The sequence below is a fragment of the Mesorhizobium sp. B3-1-9 genome (assembly GCF_006439595.1).
Lineage (GTDB): Bacteria > Pseudomonadota > Alphaproteobacteria > Rhizobiales > Rhizobiaceae > Mesorhizobium.
In genome coordinates this window covers 105,322-124,634 of the sequence record NZ_VFTJ01000010.1, presented here as the reverse complement: position 1 = coordinate 124,634, position 19,313 = coordinate 105,322, and the positions used below count along the sequence as shown (strand labels likewise).

The window sequence follows — 19,313 nt, the reverse complement described above, 5'->3', positions numbered from 1 at the left end:
CGTCAAATACGTTGCGCGTGCGCCTCCAGGAATCGCTCGGAGATGGTGAAACCCAATCCAGGCTTTTCAGGGATCGCTATCATACCGTCCTTCGCTTCGACAGTCTCCTCGACAAGGTCGTGGATCATCGGGTTGGCGCCGAGCGAATATTCGATGATGAAGCTGGCGGGCGAGGCGGCACAGACATGCAGCCCGGCAAAGAAGCAGGGCGCGCCGGCCCACAGGTGCGGCGCGAAACGCAGGTTGAAGGCGCTGGCTATGGTGCCGATCTTCATTGCCTCGCTGATGCCGCCGCAAAACGCCGGATCCGGCTGGAAGATGTCGGCCGATTTCAGCACCGCCAGATCGCGGAACGCGTAGCGCGTCGCCTCGCTTTCGCCTGTCGCGATCGGCGTCGCGCCCGAGGCGCGCACTTCGGCCATGCCCGGCTTGTCGTCGGCGATCACCGGTTCCTCGAACCAGGCAAGGTCGAGATCGGCGGTGAGCTTGATGAAGCGCTTGGCCTCGGCGACGGTGTAGGTGCCATGCGCGTCGACCATCAGATCGACATCGGGCCCGATCGCCTGCCTTGCGGCGCGCACGCGCGAGGCCGAGACATGCGGGGCGCCGTCCATGGCGCCGACACGCATCTTCAGCGCCTTGAAGCCGCCCTTGGCGATATAGGATTTCAACTGCTCGCCGATGGCGTCGGCGGAGGCCCAGCCGCCCGAGGCATAGGCCTGCATCCGCTCGACCTTGCGGCCGCCGAGCAGCCGCCATACCGGCTGCCCCAGCGATTTGCCGAGAATGTCCCAGAGCGCGATGTCGACGGCGCTGATTGCTGCGACGCTCATGCCGCGCCGCGCCAGCTGCGGCATGGCATGGCCGGCATGCGCCGCTGTCTCGTACCGCACACCGTTGTAGAACATTTCCCAGATGATGCCGATGTCGGCCGGATCGCGGCCGATGAGCTGCGGGCCGATCTCGTGGTTGAGCATATGGACGAGCGCGCCATAGCTGCCGGCGCTGCCGGCGGCGTTCTTGCCCTCGCCCCAGCCGACCAGGCCGTCATCGGTCTCGATGCGCAAAATGGCGGCGTCGAACGTCGTCACCTGACCGAAGTCGCTGCGATGCTGCTTCGCGACTTCGATCGGGATACGAACCCACCAGGCCTGGACGCGTTTGATGCGCATGTTTTCCCTTCGGCCCCTCCGCCCGCCGGGTGGAAGGGATAGGTTTCAATCGGAGGCCTACTTGATCAGCGGCAGCAGCGTTTCGGCGGTGATGCGCATCTGGTCGGTGTAGAATTTTTCCGTGAGCACGCTGGAGCCGTGGTCCTGGATGAACTTGAGCTGCTCGGGCGAGATGTCGACCGGATTGCGCTCGACCATCTCCGGATAGGGCGCCGCCGGCGTGCGGTCGACGGGCGCGACGAACTCGTTGGTCAGCGCGCCGTCATAGCCGACTTCCTTCAGCGTGCGCACGATCTTCGGCCAGTCGATCTGGCCAAGGCCGGCGGCGAAGCGGTTGTTGTCGGCGACATGGAAATCGAACAGGCGCTTGCCGACCTGGCGTATCGCATCATAGACGTTAAATTCCTCCATGTGGATATGGTAGGCGTCGAGGCAGACGCCGCATTCGGGGCTCACCGCATCGGCGAGCGCCAGCGCCTGGGCGCCGCGGTTGAAGAGATAGGTCTCGAAGCGGTTGAGCGGCTCGACGGCGATCCTGACGCCGACCTTCCTGGCATGGGTGAAACACTCGCGCGTGGCGTCGACCACCCAGCCCCATTCCTCCGCCTCGGTGCCGTCCGGCACGACCTTGCCGACAGTCGCGGGCACCAGCGTGATGATCTCGCCCTCGAGCTCGCTCACCATGGTGAGCACGTCCTTGACATATTGGACCGAGCGCTCGCGCTGGCCCTGGTCCTTGGCGGCGAGGTTGCGCTCGCCCAGCATCAGCGTCACCGAACCCCAGCAGCGTATGCCGTGCTCCTTGAGCAGCGCACGCGTCTCCTTGGTCTTGTACTGTTCGGGCTCGCCGGAAATCTCGATCGATTCGTAGCCGAATTTCTTGATGCGCTTGAGCGTCACCTCCAGCGGCTCCGCCCGCATCCAATTGTGCGTCGAAAGATGCATGGTCTATCCTTCCCAGAATTCGCCTGTCACGTTTTACCCCGCGACGGCTCCGATAGAAGCGGTCGCACGTCTCCTCCCCAAGGCGTTGCCAGCATTTTTTCTTGAAACTGGTTCGACCAATTGGGCCTTCCATGACCTCTACAGCAAATTTTCATGCACGGCAAGAAGTGGGTGGATGACACCAAATCAATCAGTCAATAGTCTGATTTTATAAGGTAATTTCGCTCATTTGTTCGAAATCCCGTGCCGTCCTCGTCGATTTGGACCGCTTGACCGAATTTCGGGATTTGGTAATACCAGAATGGCGCAACGCATAGACGCCGACAGTATTGACCAAACAGGCTGGCCCTCACTTCAATCGGCGCTATGCTTGGTCGCGAAAACAATGAGGGAGGATGCCGATGCCGACGACGATGAAGGGCCCCGGCCTGTTTCTGGCGCAGTTCGCGGGCGATGCCGCGCCGTTCAATTCGCTGGCTTCGATCACCAAATGGGCGGCCGGGCTCGGCTACAGGGGCGTGCAGATCCCGACCTGGGACGGGCGCCTGTTCGACCTCAAGAAGGCGGCGTCGTCGAAGGCCTATTGTGACGAGGTGAAAGGCATCTGCGCCGATGCCGGCGTCGAGATCACGGAATTGTCGACGCATCTGCAGGGCCAACTGGTCGCCGTTCATCCAGCCTATGACGCGCAGTTCGACGGCTTCGCGCCGGCCGAGGTGCACAACAACCCCAAGGCGCGCCAAAAATGGGCGGTCGAGCAGATGAAGTTCGGCGCCAAGGCATCGAGGAATCTCGGCCTGAATGCTTCGGTGTCGTTCACCGGCTCGCTGGCTTTCCCCTACCTTTATCCGTTCCCGCAGCGGCCGGCCGGGCTGATCGAGGAGGCCTTCTCCGAACTCGGCAAGCGCTGGAAGCCGATCCTCGACGTCTACGAGGACAATGGCGTCGATGTCGGTTATGAGATCCACCCTTCCGAGGACGTGTTCGACGGCGCCACCTTCGAGATGTTCCTCGACGCGGTCGGCGGCCACAAGCGCTGCAACATCAACTACGACCCGTCGCATTTCCTGCTGCAGCAGCTCGATTATCTCGAGTTCATCGACATCTACCACGAGCGGATCAAGGCGTTCCACGTCAAGGACGCCGAGTTCAATCCGACCGGGCGGCAAGGCGTCTATTCCGGCTACCAGGGCTGGGTGAACCGGGCGGGCCGCTTCCGTTCGCTGGGAGACGGGCAGGTGGATTTCGGCGGCATCTTCTCCAAGCTTACCCAGTACAACTACGATTCCTGGGCGGTGCTGGAGTGGGAATGCTGCCTGAAGCATCCCGAGGACGGGGCGGCCGAAGGCGCGCCCTTCATCCAGCATCACATCATCCGGGTCACGGAGAAAGCCTTCGACGATTTCGCCGGCGGCACCAGCGACAAGAAGCTGTTGCGGGCGATGATGGGGATTTGACCTACGAACTCTGCTTGAGGAGGTTCGGCCACAGGTCCGGGTGGGTTGAATCCCAAGTCGCAGCGGACTCTATACCCCAACCCCGACGCTGCGCGTCGACCCTTCCCGCAAGGGGGAGGGTGAGGAGCTAAAGAGAGGACAAGAAATGGTCGGCGCATCGAAGTCGGAAGCGGGAGGCGGCCCGATCCGCTATGGCATGGTTGGCGGCGGGCAGGGTGCCTTCATCGGCGCGGTGCATCGCATCGCGGCGCGCTTGGACAACGACTTCGTACTGGTGGCCGGCGCGCTGTCGTCGGATCCGGCGCGGGCGAAGGCATCGGCCGAAGAACTCGGACTCGATCCCGCGCGCAGCTACAGCTCCTATGCCGAGATGGCGAAGGCCGAGGCCAAGCGCCCCGACGGCATCGAGGCGGTGGCGATCGTGACGCCCAACAATGTCCATGTGCCGGCGGCCAAGGCCTTCCTCGAGGCCGGCATCCATGTCATCTGTGACAAGCCGCTGGCGACCTCTCTGGCCGAGGCGAAGAAGCTTGCCGCCCTGGTCGAGAAGACCGGCAAGGTGTTCGTGCTGACGCACAACTACACCGCCTACCCGATGATCCGGCAGGCGCGCGAGATGGTGGCCAAGGGCCAACTCGGCGACATCCGCATCGTGCAGTCCGAATATCCGCAGGACTGGCTGACCGAGGACCTCGCCGCCACCGGCCAGAAGCAGGCCTCGTGGCGCTCCGACCCCAAGCAGGCAGGCGCCGGCGGCGCGCTGGGCGACATCGGCACGCATGCCTACAATCTCGCCCGCTTCGTGTCCGGGCTGGAGCTAGATTCACTTTCGGCCGATCTCGATGCGTTCGTGCCAGGGCGCCAGCTCGACGACAACGTCAACGTCATGCTGCGCTTCAAGCCGGTCGGCAACAAGCATCCGGCCAAGGGCATGATCTGGGCAAGCCAGGTGGCGCCCGGCCACGAGAATGGGCTGAAGCTGCGCATCTATGGCTCCAAGGGTGGGCTGGAATGGGTGCAGGCCGACCCGAACTATCTCTGGTACACGCCGTTCGGCCAGCCGAAGCAGTTGCTCACCCGGGCCGGCGCCGGCGCGATGCCGGTCGCGGCCCGCGTCAGCCGTGTGCCGTCTGGCCATCCGGAGGGCTATCTCGAAGGTTTTGCCAATATCTACCAGGAGGCCGCAAGGGCCATCCGCGCGGCGCGCCGGAAGGGCGGCAAGCCAGGCAAGGACGTCGTCTTCCCGACGATCGCGGACGGCGTCGAAGGCATGGCCTTCATCGAGGCCTGCGTGAAGTCGTCGAAGAAGAATGGGGCGTGGACGAAGCTCTAGGGACGGCCGCGTCGTCCAAGGGAGTCCCCCTCACCCGGATTGCCAGCCGAATTGCGAAGAGCAATTCGGGGCAATCCGACCTCTCCCCGAGGGGAGAGGAGACAAGCGACGCCGGCGCCGACCTCTTCTCTACTCGGGGAGAAGGTGGCCGCGAAGCGGCTGGATGAGGGGAAGTGTGGCCGGCCAACGCAAAGGGTTGGCCGCAAGCGGGGAGGGGATGTCGATGAAGATCGGCATGTGCATGTTCTTGTGGACGACCAGCGTCTCGAAGAAGCACGAGGCGCTGCTCAAGGACATCAAGGCGACCGGCTTCGACGGCGTCGAGATACCGGTCTTCGTCGGGGCGCCCGACGACTACAAAAAGCTCGGCGAAATGCTCGACCGCATCGGCCTTGAGCGCACCGCGGTCTCGGCGATGGGCGATCCGGCGATGAACTTGATCTCGCCGGATGCCGCCACCCGCAAGGCCGGCATCGACTACATGAAATGGGCGGTCGACTGCAGCGCCGCGCTCGGCGCGGACACCCTCAGCGGGCCGCTGCATTCGACGCTGGGCGCCTTTTCCGGCAGCGGGCCGACGGCGGCCGAGAAGAAGCGCTCGGTCGCCTCGCAACGCGCCATCGGCGACCATGCCGGCAAGAAGGGCGTGACCATCGGGCTCGAAGCGCTCAATCGCTTCGAATGCTACCTCGTCAACACCATGGCCGACCTGTCGGAGCATATCGACGCGATCGACCGGCCGCACATCAAGGCGATGTACGACACCTTCCACGCCAATATCGAGGAGGCCGATCCGATCGGCGCCTATACGAAGCATCGCCGAAACGTCGTCCATATCCACATTTCGGAGAATGACCGCGGCGTGCCTGGGCGCGGCAACATCCCCTGGAAGGAGACTTTCGCGGCGATCCGCCGGACCGGTTACGACGATTGGCTGACGATCGAGGCGTTCGGACGCTCGCTGAAGGACCTGGCTGCGGCGACGAAGGTGTGGCGCGATTTCGCCGAGAGCCCGGAGGCGGTTTATCGCGAAGGGTATCGGCATATCAGGGATGGGTGGAAGAACGCGGCTTAGGGGCCCTGCGCCTGATCCATTTTCTATTTGCGTTGGCAACGGTTGCCAAGTGGTTCCCCCACTCCGTCTCGGCTTCGCCGAGCCACCTCTCCCCCCTCCGGAGGGAGAGGAAAGGGCGCTTGGTGGCGCCGGGAGAGGAAGAAGGCCTCTGCCTCGAGGACAGGCGCGGCTCGTCTGGCGCCTTTCCTCTCCCCCGTCGATCGGGGGAGAGGTGTCGAGCGAAGCTCGACGGAGTGGGGGTCGACCCTTTGCGCGGCACTATACGATGCCCGCGCTTCCGCGCCACAAGGCTACCCCCGCTCGGCCTGCAGCCTGTTGTAATCGTGCAGCGTGCGGCTCAGCCTTCGGCGCAGGAAGTTCGAGATGTTGTCGAAGATGAAGACGACGAGCAGCGTCAGCAGCACCATGTAGAAGACGTTGGCCCAGTTCGAGTTGGTGCGCATAGCTTCCCATAGTTTCAGGCCGATGCCGCCGGCGCCGACGGCGCCGATGATGGTGGCGCCGCGGGTGTTGGATTCCCACTGGTAGAGCGTCTGGCTGATGAAGACCGGCACCACTTCCGGCATCACGCCGTAGCGCTGCACGAGCAGGCCGTTGGCGCCGGTCGAGAGCACGCCTTCGCGCGGCTTGTCGTCGATGTTCTCAAGCGCTTCGGAATAGGTTTTGCCCAATGTGCCGATCTCGGTGAAGAAGATCGCCGCACTTCCGGCCAGCGGTCCGGGGCCGAAGGCGCGGGTGAAGAACAGTGCCCAGATCAGCATGTCGACCGAGCGCATGAAGTCGAAGAAGCGTTTCAGCACCTGGCTGAGCAGGCCGCTCGGCGTGATGTTGCGGGCGGCGAAGAAGGCGAGCGGGAAGGCGACGATACCGCCGAGCAGGGTGCCGAGGAACGCCATGACGATGGTCTGCAGGAGTTTCGTCCAGACATCGCCGTGCTGCCACTGCGCGTTGTTCCAGATGTTGTCGGCGGCCAAAGCGAGGTTCGACGTGCCGGGCTGAAGCTCAGGCCCGGAGACGATCAGCGAGATGACCTCGCCGGCCGACTTGCCGAAGAAGAGCGAGCGCGTGTCGAAGACGAAATTGGCCCAGCCGAGGAAGCGCTTGCGAACCTTGACGCGGTCGACGGTGACGCGCACCTCGCCGGCGAAGCCCATCTTGGCGACGATCTCGTCGTCATGGACGGTCACCCAGTCGGGCACCGCGCCTGTGACCACCGGCTTGCCGCCGGTCAGCGCTATCGGCACGGTCACGCCATTGGCCGTGATCGTCGCCCTGGTCTTGTCGAAGGTGACGGATTTCGCATCGCCGTCGATCCGGACCGTGAAGGTGCCGTCGGGGTTCCTGACCACCCAATCGGGATTGGGGTTCTCGCCGAGCGCCGAAAAGCGCGGATATTTCGGCGTGATCTCAGGCTGGTCGAGGCGGAACTCCGGCTGCAGGTCGTAGCTGATCCATTGCGACAGAAAGAGGGGCAGGCGCTCCCAGTGCGACTCGCGCAGTACCTGCGGCAAGCTGAAGAACCACAAGGCATAGCCGAGATAGAGCACCGTGCCCGCGATCAGCAGCAACGGCCAGAAACGCTTGTAGGCCGGACGATGGAACACCTGCGGGTAGCGGCTTTCGATGGCGCTTAGTTCGTCGGCGGTCATAGCCATATCAAGCGCTCATCAGGAAAGCCTGCTCGCCGACAAGCTTGCGGCGCAGCCAGGCGGAGAACTGGTCGACGAGGAAGATGGTGATGAAGAGCAGGAGCACCAGCGCCAGCGTCTTGGCGCCGAAGCCGCGCGAGATGGAAAGCTTCAGCTCTTCGCCGATACCGCCGCCGCCGACCGCGCCCATGATGGTCGAGATGCGCACGTTGATCTCGATCCGGAGCAGCGTGTACGACATGAAATTGGGCAGCACCTGCGGCAGGTCGGCGAAGCGCACGCGCTCGAACCAGTTGGCGCCGACGGCGCGCAAGCCCTCCTCCGGGCGCATGTCGATGTTCTCGTTGATCTCGTAGAACAGCTTGCCGAGCGCGCCGATCGAATGCAGGCCGATGGCGATGATGGCGGCGACCGGGCCGATCGAGACGATGGCCGCGAACAGGCCAGCAATGACGATCTCGGGGAAGGCACGCAGCAGTTCCATGAAGCGCTTGACGACGAGCCGCAGGATCGGGTTCGGCGTCAGGTTGCGCGCGGCGATGAAGGAGAAGGGAACGGCGAAGACGAAGCCGATGAAGGTCGAGACCAGCGCCACGTTCACCGTGGTCAGCATCAGCTCGAAATATTCGGGGATGTAGAAACCGCCCCAGACATAGACGCGGCCGAGCGGGAAGTTGAATTCCTGCGTGCCCTTGTCGTTGGGCGAGGCGATGTCGAACAACGCCCGCCAGACGTCGTTCCAGTCCTTCGGGACCAGCCAGCTCAGGAAATCGAGGATATGCGGTAGCCGGTCGAAGAAGTGGCCGGCATTGGCCTCGTCGGCGAACCACATGGTGGCGAACATGGCGACAAGCAGCAGGCCGACTCCCAGCGCGGTGTAGAAGCGGCGCAGCGAGGTCTGGCGCCGCCAGGCGTCGGCCTGCTGGCGGGTGGCGTCGGAATGGAGTGTCGCTGATGTCATGATCGGGACATGCAAAAAGGGCGGTGCTGGAGGCACACCGCCCTTTCTGATCTTGCCTTTAGCCGCCGATGGCGGCTTTGCGGGCTTCGACGATGACGTTGTAGAATTCCGGCTTTACAGGCACGTAGCCGGTGAAGTCGCCACCCTCGACGCCTTCGAAGCAGGCCTTGTCCTTGGCCGGCAGGGCGGTGAAGAAGGCGGTGAGCTTGGCGGTCATGTCGTCGCCCAGCGCGGTGCGCACGACCAGCGGACCGTTCGGGATCAAGCCCGAGCGCCACACTTCGACGAAGTCGTTCGGGTCGACGGCGCCCTTGGAGACTTCCTTGTGGAAGGTGCCGGAGGTGTAGCCGTTCTTGAAGTCGCCGATACCCGAGGAATCGTCCACCGCCACGTCAACCTTGCCATCGCGCACGGCCAGCACGTTGTTCTCGTGGCCGCCGTTGAACTGGGTCGAGGCGAAGTAGGTCTCGTTGGAGGCACCGGTGTCCTTCGGAATCTGGGTCAACGGGATCAGGTAGCCCGAGGTCGAATCCGGATCGGCGTAGCCGAGCTTCTTGCCCTTTGCCGACTTGATGTCGGTGATGCCGGAAGTCTTGAGCGCCAGGCCGATCGAATAATAACCGGTGGACCCGTCGGTCTGCTTGGTGGTGAGGATCGGGGTGACAGCCTTCGGATCCTTGAGATAGACGCTGGCATAACCGGACGCGCCGAGCTCGGCGAAGTCGAGCGTGCCGCCGAGCAGGCCCTGGATGACGCCGTCATAGTCGGCGGCGGGGAACAGCGAGACCTTCTCGAAGCCGAATTCCGACTTCAGGTGGTCGGCGAGGCATTGGTAATTGCGCAGGCGGTCGGTCTCGTTCTCGCCGCCGAGGATGCCGACGCGGAATTCCTTGATATCAGCGGCATGCGCGGCGCTTGCCGCCATGGCGAGCAGCGAAACCGCCCCAAAAACCATCTTCCTGAACATTTCGATCTCTCTCCTGTTGTTCCGGCTGCGCCGGCTGCGTTCTGATTTTTCAAGTCTTGCCTTTGACGCTGGCGGGCGATCCGGGTTGCTCTGCTGAAATCCACGATTTGCCCGCACCGGCTGGGCCCGGGACGGTGGACTCAGTAGCCAGGGAAGGCTGGTTCGAGCGGTCCGGCGGATGCGGTCATCTTCGGCTTGATGGTCACGCTGGTCGACGTGATGGCTTCGGAGATCTCGGCGCCGCTGGCGTCGGCGCCATAGACCGTGCGCACGGCGTCGCGGTCCAGGTCTTCCGGGGCGCCGTCGAAGACGACCTTGCCGGCGGCCATGCCGATAATGCGGGTGCAATAGGCGCGCGCGGTGTCCAGCGTGTGCAGGTTGGTGACGACGGTGATGCCTTCGCGCAGATTGATGTCGCGTAGCGAGTCCATCACCACCTTGGCGTTGAGCGGATCGAGCGAGGCGATCGGCTCGTCGGCCAGCAGCACTTTCGGCTGCTGCATCATGGCGCGGGCGATCGCGACACGCTGCTGCTGGCCGCCGGACAGCGTGCCGGCCGGCTGCAGCGCGGTGCGGGCGATGTCGAGGCGCTCGAGCGCGGCGACCGCCTCGGCGCATTCGGTGCGCGTGAACATGCCCAGCAGATTGGAAACCGTCGAGCGATGGTTGAGGCGGCCGAGCAGCACATTGGTCAAGACGTCGAGGCGCGGCACGAGGTTGAACTGCTGGAAGATCATGGCGCAGTCGCGCTGCCAGCGGCGCAACGGCGGACCCTGCAGGCTGGAGACCTCGGCGCCGTCAAAAAAAATCGACCCCCGGCTGGGATCGATGAGACGGTTGATCATGCGCAAAAGCGTCGACTTGCCGGCGCCCGAACGGCCGATAATGCCAACCATCTGGCCGCGCGGGATCGAGATGTTGATGTCGCTGACAGCGGTGTTCTTGCCAAATCGACGGGTTACGCCGCGGATTTCAAGCGTGGCCGATGATGCTGACATACCAAAACTCCAGTCCGTCGCGCTTTTGCAGGTCTGTTAACCTTCGCTAGCGCAGGCCGATGAAGCTGGGGTGTCGGATTGATGTCAGTTTTGTTACGTCCCACCAGGCTTGGAGATTCAACCAAGCACCAGCAATTCCTCGAAATGCTTCATGTCCTTGAAGCTGCAGAAGGCCGGGGGCCTGAGCTCGATCACCGGAGCCTCGCGCTCGAGGAATGACAGGCAGTCATAGAGCAATTCCTGCCAGGCAGCGGCCCGCTCATCGGCGAGGCGGCGGATCTGGTAGGCGAAGGTGATGTGGAAGGCATAAGTCTCGTGGTCCGGATGGCGGTAGCCGAACGGCACTGAAAGGGCATCGCGCCACGCTTTCAGGACGCGGCGGTCTTCGTCGGTGGCGCCGGCGACGGTGAGGCCGGTCGGCACGACTTCGACAATCTTGACCTTGAAGGGGCCGTGGCCCTCGAAGCCTTGCAGGCGACCGAGATAGAGCCGGGTCATGTCGTCGATGCCGGTGTCGAGCGGCACGTCCGATGGCCAGTAGGGAAGGCGGCGCCGGTATTCGATGATGCCCTGAAAGAGCGTCATGTGAAGGCTGGAGATCGGCGTGAAGGCGAGCCGATCGGCGTCGGGCATGGCCAGCATGCGCTTGCGCACCTCGATGATTGCAGCTTCGGAAGTAGAGCCGCCGACGAGGTGACTGACGACCGTGTTGCCGGGTTCGGGGAGGAAGTTGCCCGATGTGTCATAACGGGTGCCGAGATGCACCGGCGCTGTCGGGTTGGTGCCTTCGAAAAATAGGGCGAGCGAGGGTTTGACTGTGGCGAGCATCGCGATCTCCTTGGGAGATGGCGTCCTGTCCGAGTCATGTGTCAACGGTGTGAATGGTGAATGGTGAATGGTGAATGGTGAATGGTGAATGGTGAATGGTGAATGGTGAATGGTGAATGGTGAGAAAGGAGGGCTTCGTTGCATTCACTATTGACCATTCGCCATTCACCGCACCTAGCCGCCATATTTCTCCAGGAACGCCTCGGCCTCCAGGTCGCGAAAATCGTCGAGGGCGGCGCGCAGCTTCGCGTGGTCCCAATCCCACCAGGCTAAAGCCTGGTAGCGCTCCGCGGTGCGGCGGTCGAAGCGTTCGCGGATCGGCTTTGCCGGCACGCCGCCGACGATGGTGTAGGGCGCGACGTCCTTCGACACCACCGCGCCCGCGCCGACCGCCGCGCCGTCGCCGACGGTCACGCCCGGCAGGACGGTCGAGCCATGGCCGAGCCAGGTATCGTGGCCGATGGTGACGCGCCTGGCGCGACGCTCGGCGAAGAACGCGCTTTCATGTTCGGCGTCGTCCCAATAGTCGGACGCCCGATAGGTGAAGTGATGCAGCGTCGGCCGCCATGTCGGGTGGTTGGTGGCATTGAGGCGCACGCTCGCCGCGATGTTGGAGAACTTGCCGATGGTCGCGCACCACACGGCGCAGTCCTGCATCATGTAGGAATAGTCGCCGAGCTCGCATTCGGCGACGCGGCTGCGCTCGGCGATCTCGGTCCAGCGCCCGAGCGTCGAGTTTTCGACCTGCGCTGTCGGATGGATCAGCGGCGTCTCCGAAAGCTTCATGCGGCGATCTTTCCGGCGGCGAAAGCGGTGACGTCGATGACGCGATCGGCCACCGCGTCGCGCACGTCGAGGTCGTGGAAGATGCCGAGCAGGGCGACGCCCGCCGCCTTCTTGGCGGCGATGAGCTCGACCACGACATCGCGGTTCTTCGCGTCGAGCGAGGCGGTGGGCTCGTCGAGCAGCAGGATCGGATGCTCGGTGATGAAGCCGCGCGCGATGTTGACGCGCTGCTGCTCGCCGCCGGAGAAGGTCGCCGGCGGCAGTGCCCAGAGCTTTTCCGGCAGGTTGAGCTGCGCCAACAGGGCGCGCGCTCTCGTCCGCGCGCTTTCCCTATCCTCGCCGCGCTCGACCAGCGGTTCGGCGACGACATCGAGCGCGGAGACGCGCGGCACGGTGCGCAGGAACTGGCTGACATAACCTATGGTGTGGCGGCGCACGGAAAGCACGGTGCGCGGGCTGGCGGAGGCGAGGTCGATCAAGCCGCCGCCATGCTGGACGATGATCTGGCCTTCATCCACGGCGTAGTTGCCATAGAGCATCTTCAGGATCGAGCTTTTTCCGGCGCCGGAAGGGCCGCCGAGCACGGCGCATTCGCCGGCGCGGATCGAGAAGGAGACGCCTGCCACCACCGGCAGCGTGACGCCGTCGCGCAGATGCATGGTGAAGCTTTTGGCGACATCGGAAACGACGAGAGGAGTGGGCATATCAGAGTCCTTCGTTTTTCCGCATGATCTGACCCGAAAACCGGCTTCCACTTTTCGGGATCACGCGGTCACACCTGCAGGATGGAAGAAACGAGAAGCTGGGTATACGGCGCGCGCGGGTCGTCGAGCACGCGGTCGGTGAGGCCGCTTTCGACCACGCGGCCGTCCTTCATCACCATCATGCGCTGCGACAGAAGCCGCGCCACGGCAAGGTCATGGGTGACGACGATGGCCGCCAGGCCGAGGTCGGTGACCAGTCCGCGCAACAGGTCGAGCAGGCGCGCCTGCACCGAGACGTCGAGGCCGCCGGTCGGCTCGTCCATGAAGACGAGCCGCGGCCCGGTGACCAGATTGCGGGCAATCTGCAGGCGCTGGCGCATGCCGCCGGAAAAGGCGCGCGGCTCATCGTCGATGCGGTCCTCGTCGATCTCGACGCGCGACAGCCAGTCGACGGCGGTGGCGCGGATCTTGCCGTAGTGGCGGTCGCCGACCGCCATCAGCCGCTCGCCGACATTGGCGCCGGCCGACACGGTCATGCGCAACCCATCGGCCGGGTTCTGGTGGACAAAGCCCCAATCGGTGCGCATCAGGAAGCGGCGCTCGGCCTCGCTCATGCGGTAGAGCTCGCGCCACTGGCCGTCGCGCATGCGGTAGCTTGCGGTGCCGGAGGAGGGCAGCAGCCTGGTCGACAGGCAATTGAGCAGGGTCGTCTTGCCGGAGCCGGACTCGCCGACCACCGCCAGAACCTCGCCCGGCCAAAGGTCGAAGGTGACGTTCTCGCAGCCGACGCGCGAGCCGTAGAATTTGGATAGCGCGGAAACGCGCAGCAGCGGTTCGTCGGTCATTCGGCCGGCTCCTTTGTTTCAAGGGCGAGATGGGTTTCCGGCGCAAGGTGGCCTTGATGGCCATCGGCGCGGCGCTTCTCGCAGTGGTCGGTGTCCGAGCAGACGAACATGTGGCCGCCATGGTCGTCGAGGATGACTTCGTCGAGATAGACATTCTCGGCGCCGCAGAGCGCGCAGGGCTGGTCGAAGGTCTGCACCTCGAAGGGATGGTCCTCGAAGTCCAGGCTGACGACGTCGGTGAAGGGCGGCACCGCATAAATGCGCTTTTCGCGGCCGGCGCCAAACAACTGCAGGGCCGGCGAGCGGTGCATCTTCGGATTGTCGAATTTGGGCGTCGGCGAAGGGTCCATCACATAGCGGCCCTCCACCTTGACCGGGTACGCATAGGTGGTGGCGATGCGGCCGTGCTTGGCGATGTCCTCGTAGAGCTTCACATGCATGAGGCCGTATTCCTCCAGCGCATGCATTTTTCGCGTTTCGGTCTCGCGCGGCTCGAGGAAGCGCAGCGGCTCGGGGATCGGCACCTGGAAGACCAGCACCTGGCCCGCGTTGAGCGGATGCTCGGGGATACGGTGGCGGGTCTGGATGATGGTCGCCGTCGCGGTTTCGGTGGTCACGGCGACCTTGGCGACCTTCTTGAAGAAGGCGCGGATCGAGACCGCATTGGTGGTGTCGTCGGCGCCCTGGTCGATGACCTTCAACACGTCGTCCGGGCCGATGATCGAGGCGGTGACCTGCACGCCGCCGGTGCCCCAGCCATAAGGCATCGGCATCTCGCGCGAGGCGAAGGGCACCTGGTAACCTGGAATGGCGATGCCCTTCAAAATGGCGCGGCGGATCATCCGCTTGGTCTGCTCGTCGAGATAGGCGAAGTTGTAGGTGGCGATGTCGGTCATGGCGATCACGTCCGCTTCGTGCTATGGATTTGACGCTCAAGACGCGGAAGCAGATCCACATGGACTCTACCGGTTGGATGCATCTTGGCGTGCTGTTGCTGGTCTTCGCCGGCGTTGCGGCTTTTGCGCTTCGGAAGATGTTTCTCCCCGCGCCAAAGGAGCCCCCGCACGGCGAGACCGTTGCCGGTGCCAGTGGCTACGGCTCGGGCGGCGGCTCGTTCGATGGCGGCGGCATTCCGGTAGCGGGCACTGAACTCATTCCGCCGCCTCCCGCTTTTCCTCGGCGGCCTTGTCCTCGTTTTCCCGCGCCTCGTATTCGGCGCGCATGCGGCGAACCAGGCCGAGCTCGGCCTGGAAGTCGACATAATGCGGCAGCTTCAGGTGCTCGACGAAGCCTGTGGCCTGGACATTGTCGGAATGTGAGATGACGAATTCCTCGTCCTGCGCGGCGGCGACGACGTCCTCGCCAAGCTCGCTCGCGCGCAGCGCCCGGTCGCACAGCGCCATGGCCATCGCCTTGCGCTCGCTCTGGCCGAAGACCAGGCCGTAGCCGCGGGTGAACTGCGGCGGCGCCTTAGCCGAGCCCTTGAATTGGTTGACCATCTGGCATTCGGTGACGCGGATGGAGCCGAGCGGCACGGCGAAGGGCAGTTCCGGCACGTCGAGTTCAAGCTCGACCTCGCCGATGCGCACCTCGCCCACGAAGGGATGGTTGCGGGCGTAGCCGCGCTGCGTCGAATAGCCGAGCGCCAGGAGAAAACCCTCGTCGCCGCGTGACAGCGCCTGCAAGCGGATGTCGCGCGCCATCGGGAATTGCAGCGGCTCGCGCGTGATATCGCCAGGCACGTGGTCAAGCGGCATGTCGCCATCGGCCTCGATCAGGCCTTCATGGGCGAGGATCGCCGAAACGCGCGGCATGGCCTCTGGCCCGACCGGACGCTGCGCCGGCGTCTCGACCTCGGCGCCGGCGGCAAGCTCGGGATCGAGCAGGCGGTGGGTGTAGTCGAAAGTCGGACCAAGCACCTGGCCGCCGGGCAGGTCCTTGTAGGTTGCCGACACGCGCCGCTCGAGCTGCATCGTGCCGGTATCGACGGGGTTGGTGTAGCCGAAGCGTGGCAGCGTGGTGCGATAGGCGCGCACCAGGAAGATCGCCTCGATCATATCGCCGCGCGCCTGGACGACGGCGAGAGCCGCCAGCTCGCGATCATAGAGCGAGCCTTCGCTCATCACCCGGTCGACGCCGAGCGCCAGCTGCTCGACGATCTGGTCGAGGCGCAGCGCCGGCACCGAGCGGTCACCGCGGCGGCGGTCGGCCAGCAGCCGATGGGCGTTGGCAATTGCGGCCTCGCCGCCTTTCACCGCGACATACATGTCATGCCTCCATCGACTTGATGCGGGTGGTGCGCGGCAGGCAGGCGAGGCTGCCGGGCGCCGCCAGGATGATGTCGACGCCGCGCGGGAAACGCTGGTTGTTCTGCTTCCACTGCTCGACGAAATGGCGCGGCATGCCCGGAGGCGCGATCATCGACGTCTTTTCGATCCCAGGACCGTCGAGCAGCAGCGACGGGCCCGAAGCGAGATCATCGACCAGGAGGATCAGCGTCGTCGAGCGATCGGGATATTCTTGCGTGCCCTGCGCAAAACCGTCGAGCGCCGCCATCTCTTTCGGATTGGCGATCAGGGCGAAATGCGCGTCGGCGGGCGTGTTGGCCAAAGGCGCGCCGGTGTGAAAGCCGAGCCATGCCTTGACCGAGGCGTCCGCCTGCAGCGGCGGATCGAGCCAGACTGGCGTGTCGTTGTCGCAGAGCGCCAGCGCGACCGCGCCTGCCGTCGCCGACAATGGCGCTGGCGGGCGGGCGAGTTGCGGCAGGTCCTGGACGGTGCCGGGGCGCGCCATCGCGTCCATGATGGCGCGGAAGACGGTCTGCGCGTCGAAAACCGGCTCGGTGAAGCCGCCGTCGATCGATTGCGTGGCGATTTCCATCAGTCCTCTCCGCGCACCATGGTGAAGAAATCCACTTTCGTTGCCGCCGTCTCGACGCGCCGCATCTCGCGCGCCGCATCGAGCGCCGCGCGCAAGGGCGCGACCAGCTTCGTCTCGACCGCCTCGCGATGCGCCGGGTCCTGCCAGAGCGCGTCGGCGATCGCCGCGAGCTTTGCCTTGCCCTTGTCGCGGCCGAGCGCATAGGAGTGGCCGACCTTGCCGGATGGCAGCCGCACCGTGGCGCGGGTGACTGTCGCCTCGCCGACATTGAACGGCGCGCCGCCGCCGCCGATCCGCCCGCGCACCGTCACCAATCCGGTCTCCGGGCCGCGCAAAAGCTCTGCCTCGGACGGCAGGCCCGCTTCGTTCCACAGACGGGAGATCTCATCGGCTGCGGCATGCGCCAGCGTCGCCATCAAGGCCTTCCGCCCGGCCTGCTCGCGCGCTTCCTGTCCTCGCATGGCATCGCTCCTCACATGCATAAATTTGTCTATTGATATAGACAACTATACAAATTATACTCATCTCGTAACGGGAGTCCATGACGGGTGGATGACAACCGGAAAAAATGCTTGGGGGCGATGGTGACCGGACTGGCGGCTAGTATCGAAAGGCGTAACGGCGTGTCGCTGTGGCGGCAGATCGCCGATCGGATCCTGCAGGCGATCGCCAATGGCGATTTCGCGGAGAACGCGGCGCTGCCGCCCGAAGTCGCGCTGGCGGAACGTTACGGCGTCAACCGCCACACAGTGCGCAGCGCCATTGCAGCACTTGTGCAGGAAGGCGTGCTGAAGGCCGAGCAGGGACGCGGCACCTTCGTCTTGTCGCGCAAACGGCTGTCCTATCCGATCGGCGCGCGCACGCGCTTCTCGACCGGACTGCAAGGGCAGACGAGCGAGCGGCATATCGCGCTGTTGTCGTCATCGACGGAGCCGGCCAGCCGGCGCATCGCCGAGGCGCTGGGCCTTGCCAAGGGTGCTGCCGTTATCCGCCTGGAGACGCGCGGCGAGGCCGATGGTCATCCGGTGTCGCGCGCGACGACCTGGTTCGATGCCAAGCGCTTCGCCGGCATCGAGGCCGCCATGGCGGAAACGGGGTCGATCACTGCCTCGCTGAAGCGTTTCGGCATCAACGATTATCTGCGGCACTCGACAGTGCTGTCGGCACGTCATGCCGACGCCGACGACCTTGCAGCACTCGATTTGCAGCCCGGCGCCATCGTGCTGGTCACTGTCGCGGTGAACGTCACGCTTGATGGCCAGCCGATCCAGTTCGCGGAATCGCGCTTTCCGGCGGAGCGGGTGGAGTTGAGGCTGTCGGCGTCGTAGGAGATGCTGGCATTGTCTCAGACCCGTGATTGATCTGCCTCACGCTGATGTCAGCCCAGCTCGGCCGCTTAATTGTCAGAGTCTTCGCGTTTGAGGAGCGCCTTCCCCCACTCCGTCGCCGCTTCGCGGCGCCACCTCTCCCCCCTCCGGAGGGAGAGGAAGGGAGCCAGCCGGCATAAGCTCGCACCTTTCCTCTTCCCCCGTCGATCGGGGGAGAGGTGTCGAGCGAAGCTCGGCGGAGCGGGGGTCGACCTACGCGGCGGCGTCAATTCGGGTCAGGTTCACCGGCTGCCGTTTATGACCCGACCTCGATGACCGCCTTGATCAGTCCCGACTTCTCATGCGCCCATCTGGCGAGGTCGCGCGGCGTTCCGGCGAGCGTGGTGCGATGGGTGACGAGCTTGTTCAGCGGCGCCGCGCCGTTGCGGATCGAGGCCGCAACATGGTCGAAATCGGCCTTCAGCGCATTGCGGCTGCCGACCAGCGTCATCTCGCGCTTGTGGAATTCGGGATCGGAGAAGGCGATGTCGTCCTTGACGACGCTGACCAGCACCAGCGTGCCGCCATGCGCGACATGGGCGAAGGCGGACTGCACCGACGGCGTGTTGCCCGTCGCGTCGAATACGAGGTCGAAACCCTCGCCGGAGGTTGCTTGCCGGACCAGTTCGGCAGCCGTCGCCTCCGAGCCGTCCAGCGGGGTAAAGCCGAGTTCCTTTTCGGCGAAGCCGAGGCGCTCGGCGCTCATGTCGAGCAAGCTGACATCCAGCCCGGCGATGCGCGCGAAGATCGCCGTGCCGAGACCGATCGGCCCAGCGCCGATGACCAGCGTGCGCGCGCCGGGAGGCCCGAGCGAACGGCGCACCGCATGCGCGCCGATGGCCAGGAATTCCACCGCCGCGGCGTCGGCCAGCGACAGGCCGTTTGCCGGGTAGAGGTTCTCAACCGGCACCAGGATCTCGTCGCACATGGCGCCGTCGCGGTGGACGCCGAGCACTTCGATCTTCACGCAGCAATTCGGTTTGCCGTGCCGGCAGGCGATGCATTTGCCGCATGAAAGATAGGGGTTGATGACGACCGGCTCGCCGACGGCGAGATCTACGCCTTCGCCCTTCTCGACGATGGTGCCGGAGACCTCATGACCCATGATGCGCGGATAGGCCAGAAACGGGTGCTTGCCTTCGAAGATGTGGTAGTCGGTGCCGCAGATGCCGACATGGCTGACGGCAACCCGCGCCCAACCGGGCGGGGGCGCGCCAGGGTCGGCGCGGTCTTCGAGGACAAGCTCGCCGGGTGAGCGGCAGACGACGGCTTTCATTTCGCAAATCCAATATTCAAAAAAGAACGCCGGCCTCGTACGAACGAGGCCGGCGGAAGTCAGGGAGGAT

19 protein-coding genes are annotated in these 19,313 nt (G+C 64.6%); 4 read left to right on the top strand and 15 right to left on the bottom strand.

Going from position 1 to position 19,313, the window contains the following annotated elements; translation table 11 throughout:
* Positions 1–2: 2 nt before the first annotated feature.
* Both FJW07_RS19325 and FJW07_RS19320 read right to left on the bottom strand, forming a co-directional pair.
* On the bottom strand, positions 3–1,172 hold the full coding sequence (locus FJW07_RS19325) for a mandelate racemase/muconate lactonizing enzyme family protein (RefSeq protein ID WP_140858261.1): 1,170 nt from the start codon (positions 1,170–1,172) through the stop codon (positions 3–5).
* 57 nt (positions 1,173–1,229) lie between these two features.
* Positions 1,230–2,117 carry a sugar phosphate isomerase/epimerase gene (locus FJW07_RS19320; protein WP_140858259.1) on the bottom strand — a complete coding sequence of 296 codons (888 nt, stop codon included), beginning with the start codon at positions 2,115–2,117 and terminating at the stop codon, positions 1,230–1,232.
* Positions 2,118–2,518: 401 nt separating this feature from the next.
* On the opposite strand from FJW07_RS19320, the gene FJW07_RS19315 reads away from it, so the two are divergent.
* The 3 genes from FJW07_RS19315 to FJW07_RS19305 all read left to right on the top strand — a co-directional run bounded on the left by FJW07_RS19315 (position 2,519) and on the right by FJW07_RS19305 (position 5,982).
* A complete protein-coding gene (locus FJW07_RS19315) occupies positions 2,519–3,574 on the top strand; it encodes a sugar phosphate isomerase/epimerase (protein WP_140858257.1) in 1,056 nt (351 codons plus the stop codon).
* A 145-nt stretch (positions 3,575–3,719) separates the two neighbouring features.
* Positions 3,720–4,907, top strand: a complete 1,188-nt coding sequence (locus tag FJW07_RS19310) for a Gfo/Idh/MocA family oxidoreductase (RefSeq protein ID WP_140858255.1) — start codon at positions 3,720–3,722, stop codon at positions 4,905–4,907.
* Positions 4,908–5,130: 223 nt separating this feature from the next.
* The gene (locus FJW07_RS19305; RefSeq protein WP_140858253.1) at positions 5,131–5,982 is read left to right on the top strand and encodes a sugar phosphate isomerase/epimerase; all 852 of its coding nucleotides are present in this window, start codon (positions 5,131–5,133) and stop codon (positions 5,980–5,982) included.
* Positions 5,983–6,272: 290 nt separating this feature from the next.
* On the opposite strand, the gene phnE (FJW07_RS19300) is transcribed toward FJW07_RS19305, so the two are convergent.
* The 12 genes from phnE (FJW07_RS19300) to phnG form a co-directional block, all read right to left on the bottom strand.
* The gene (phnE, locus tag FJW07_RS19300; protein ID WP_140858251.1) at positions 6,273–7,637 is read right to left on the bottom strand and encodes a phosphonate ABC transporter, permease protein PhnE; all 1,365 of its coding nucleotides are present in this window, start codon (positions 7,635–7,637) and stop codon (positions 6,273–6,275) included.
* Between the two features lies 1 nt (position 7,638).
* Positions 7,639–8,592 (bottom strand): phosphonate ABC transporter, permease protein PhnE, encoded by a 954-nt coding sequence (phnE, locus tag FJW07_RS19295; RefSeq protein WP_140803369.1) that lies wholly within the window; start codon positions 8,590–8,592, stop codon positions 7,639–7,641.
* 58 nt (positions 8,593–8,650) lie between these two features.
* On the bottom strand, positions 8,651–9,559 hold the full coding sequence (phnD, locus tag FJW07_RS19290; RefSeq protein WP_140644626.1) for a phosphonate ABC transporter substrate-binding protein: 909 nt from the start codon (positions 9,557–9,559) through the stop codon (positions 8,651–8,653).
* Between the two features lie 140 nt (positions 9,560–9,699).
* Positions 9,700–10,557, bottom strand: coding sequence for a phosphonate ABC transporter ATP-binding protein (phnC, locus tag FJW07_RS19285; protein ID WP_140654418.1), 858 nt, complete (start codon positions 10,555–10,557; stop codon positions 9,700–9,702).
* Positions 10,558–10,674: 117 nt separating this feature from the next.
* Positions 10,675–11,385, bottom strand: a complete 711-nt coding sequence (locus FJW07_RS19280; RefSeq protein ID WP_140858249.1) for a DUF1868 domain-containing protein — start codon at positions 11,383–11,385, stop codon at positions 10,675–10,677.
* 174 nt (positions 11,386–11,559) lie between these two features.
* On the bottom strand, positions 11,560–12,171 hold the full coding sequence (locus tag FJW07_RS19275; RefSeq protein ID WP_140858247.1) for a DapH/DapD/GlmU-related protein: 612 nt from the start codon (positions 12,169–12,171) through the stop codon (positions 11,560–11,562).
* The gene (phnL, locus tag FJW07_RS19270) at positions 12,168–12,875 is read right to left on the bottom strand and encodes a phosphonate C-P lyase system protein PhnL (protein WP_140654423.1); all 708 of its coding nucleotides are present in this window, start codon (positions 12,873–12,875) and stop codon (positions 12,168–12,170) included. The genes FJW07_RS19275 and phnL overlap by 4 nt, the downstream gene beginning before the upstream one ends.
* A 68-nt stretch (positions 12,876–12,943) precedes the next feature.
* On the bottom strand, positions 12,944–13,720 hold the full coding sequence (gene phnK / locus FJW07_RS19265) for a phosphonate C-P lyase system protein PhnK (protein ID WP_140544515.1): 777 nt from the start codon (positions 13,718–13,720) through the stop codon (positions 12,944–12,946).
* A complete protein-coding gene (locus tag FJW07_RS19260; protein WP_140654424.1) occupies positions 13,717–14,616 on the bottom strand; it encodes an alpha-D-ribose 1-methylphosphonate 5-phosphate C-P-lyase PhnJ in 900 nt (299 codons plus the stop codon). The genes phnK and FJW07_RS19260 overlap by 4 nt, the downstream gene beginning before the upstream one ends.
* A gap of 255 nt (positions 14,617–14,871) precedes the next feature.
* On the bottom strand, positions 14,872–15,987 hold the full coding sequence (locus tag FJW07_RS19255) for a carbon-phosphorus lyase complex subunit PhnI (protein ID WP_140858246.1): 1,116 nt from the start codon (positions 15,985–15,987) through the stop codon (positions 14,872–14,874).
* 1 nt (position 15,988) lies between these two features.
* A complete protein-coding gene (gene phnH, locus FJW07_RS19250; protein ID WP_140858244.1) occupies positions 15,989–16,600 on the bottom strand; it encodes a phosphonate C-P lyase system protein PhnH in 612 nt (203 codons plus the stop codon).
* Positions 16,600–17,061, bottom strand: a complete 462-nt coding sequence (gene phnG, locus FJW07_RS19245; RefSeq protein WP_140644618.1) for a phosphonate C-P lyase system protein PhnG — start codon at positions 17,059–17,061, stop codon at positions 16,600–16,602. The genes phnH and phnG overlap by 1 nt, the downstream gene beginning before the upstream one ends.
* Before the next feature lie 120 nt (positions 17,062–17,181).
* On the opposite strand from phnG, the gene phnF reads away from it, so the two are divergent.
* A complete protein-coding gene (gene phnF, locus FJW07_RS19240) occupies positions 17,182–17,928 on the top strand; it encodes a phosphonate metabolism transcriptional regulator PhnF (RefSeq protein WP_140858323.1) in 747 nt (248 codons plus the stop codon).
* Between the two features lie 295 nt (positions 17,929–18,223).
* On the opposite strand, the gene FJW07_RS19235 is transcribed toward phnF, so the two are convergent.
* Positions 18,224–19,243 (bottom strand): zinc-binding alcohol dehydrogenase family protein, encoded by a 1,020-nt coding sequence (locus tag FJW07_RS19235; RefSeq protein WP_140858242.1) that lies wholly within the window; start codon positions 19,241–19,243, stop codon positions 18,224–18,226.
* Positions 19,244–19,313 lie beyond the last annotated feature (70 nt).

Bases quoted from the DNA above. Each gene is read 5' to 3' on its own strand.
- FJW07_RS19325 (WP_140858261.1), bottom strand. From the start codon at position 1,172: ATGCGCATCAAACGCGTCCAGGCCTGGTGGGTTCGTATCCCGATCGAA.
- FJW07_RS19320 (WP_140858259.1), bottom strand. From the start codon at position 2,117: ATGCATCTTTCGACGCACAATTGGATGCGGGCGGAGCCGCTGGAGGTG.
- FJW07_RS19315 (WP_140858257.1), top strand. From the start codon at position 2,519: ATGCCGACGACGATGAAGGGCCCCGGCCTGTTTCTGGCGCAGTTCGCG.
- FJW07_RS19310 (WP_140858255.1), top strand. From the start codon at position 3,720: ATGGTCGGCGCATCGAAGTCGGAAGCGGGAGGCGGCCCGATCCGCTAT.
- FJW07_RS19305 (WP_140858253.1), top strand. From the start codon at position 5,131: ATGAAGATCGGCATGTGCATGTTCTTGTGGACGACCAGCGTCTCGAAG.
- phnE (WP_140858251.1), bottom strand. From the start codon at position 7,637: ATGGCTATGACCGCCGACGAACTAAGCGCCATCGAAAGCCGCTACCCG.
- phnE (WP_140803369.1), bottom strand. From the start codon at position 8,592: ATGACATCAGCGACACTCCATTCCGACGCCACCCGCCAGCAGGCCGAC.
- phnD (WP_140644626.1), bottom strand. From the start codon at position 9,559: ATGTTCAGGAAGATGGTTTTTGGGGCGGTTTCGCTGCTCGCCATGGCG.
- phnC (WP_140654418.1), bottom strand. From the start codon at position 10,557: ATGTCAGCATCATCGGCCACGCTTGAAATCCGCGGCGTAACCCGTCGA.
- FJW07_RS19280 (WP_140858249.1), bottom strand. From the start codon at position 11,385: ATGCTCGCCACAGTCAAACCCTCGCTCGCCCTATTTTTCGAAGGCACC.
- FJW07_RS19275 (WP_140858247.1), bottom strand. From the start codon at position 12,171: ATGAAGCTTTCGGAGACGCCGCTGATCCATCCGACAGCGCAGGTCGAA.
- phnL (WP_140654423.1), bottom strand. From the start codon at position 12,875: ATGCCCACTCCTCTCGTCGTTTCCGATGTCGCCAAAAGCTTCACCATG.
- phnK (WP_140544515.1), bottom strand. From the start codon at position 13,720: ATGACCGACGAACCGCTGCTGCGCGTTTCCGCGCTATCCAAATTCTAC.
- FJW07_RS19260 (WP_140654424.1), bottom strand. From the start codon at position 14,616: ATGACCGACATCGCCACCTACAACTTCGCCTATCTCGACGAGCAGACC.
- FJW07_RS19255 (WP_140858246.1), bottom strand. From the start codon at position 15,987: ATGTATGTCGCGGTGAAAGGCGGCGAGGCCGCAATTGCCAACGCCCAT.
- phnH (WP_140858244.1), bottom strand. From the start codon at position 16,600: ATGGAAATCGCCACGCAATCGATCGACGGCGGCTTCACCGAGCCGGTT.
- phnG (WP_140644618.1), bottom strand. From the start codon at position 17,061: ATGCGAGGACAGGAAGCGCGCGAGCAGGCCGGGCGGAAGGCCTTGATG.
- phnF (WP_140858323.1), top strand. From the start codon at position 17,182: ATGGTGACCGGACTGGCGGCTAGTATCGAAAGGCGTAACGGCGTGTCG.
- FJW07_RS19235 (WP_140858242.1), bottom strand. From the start codon at position 19,243: ATGAAAGCCGTCGTCTGCCGCTCACCCGGCGAGCTTGTCCTCGAAGAC.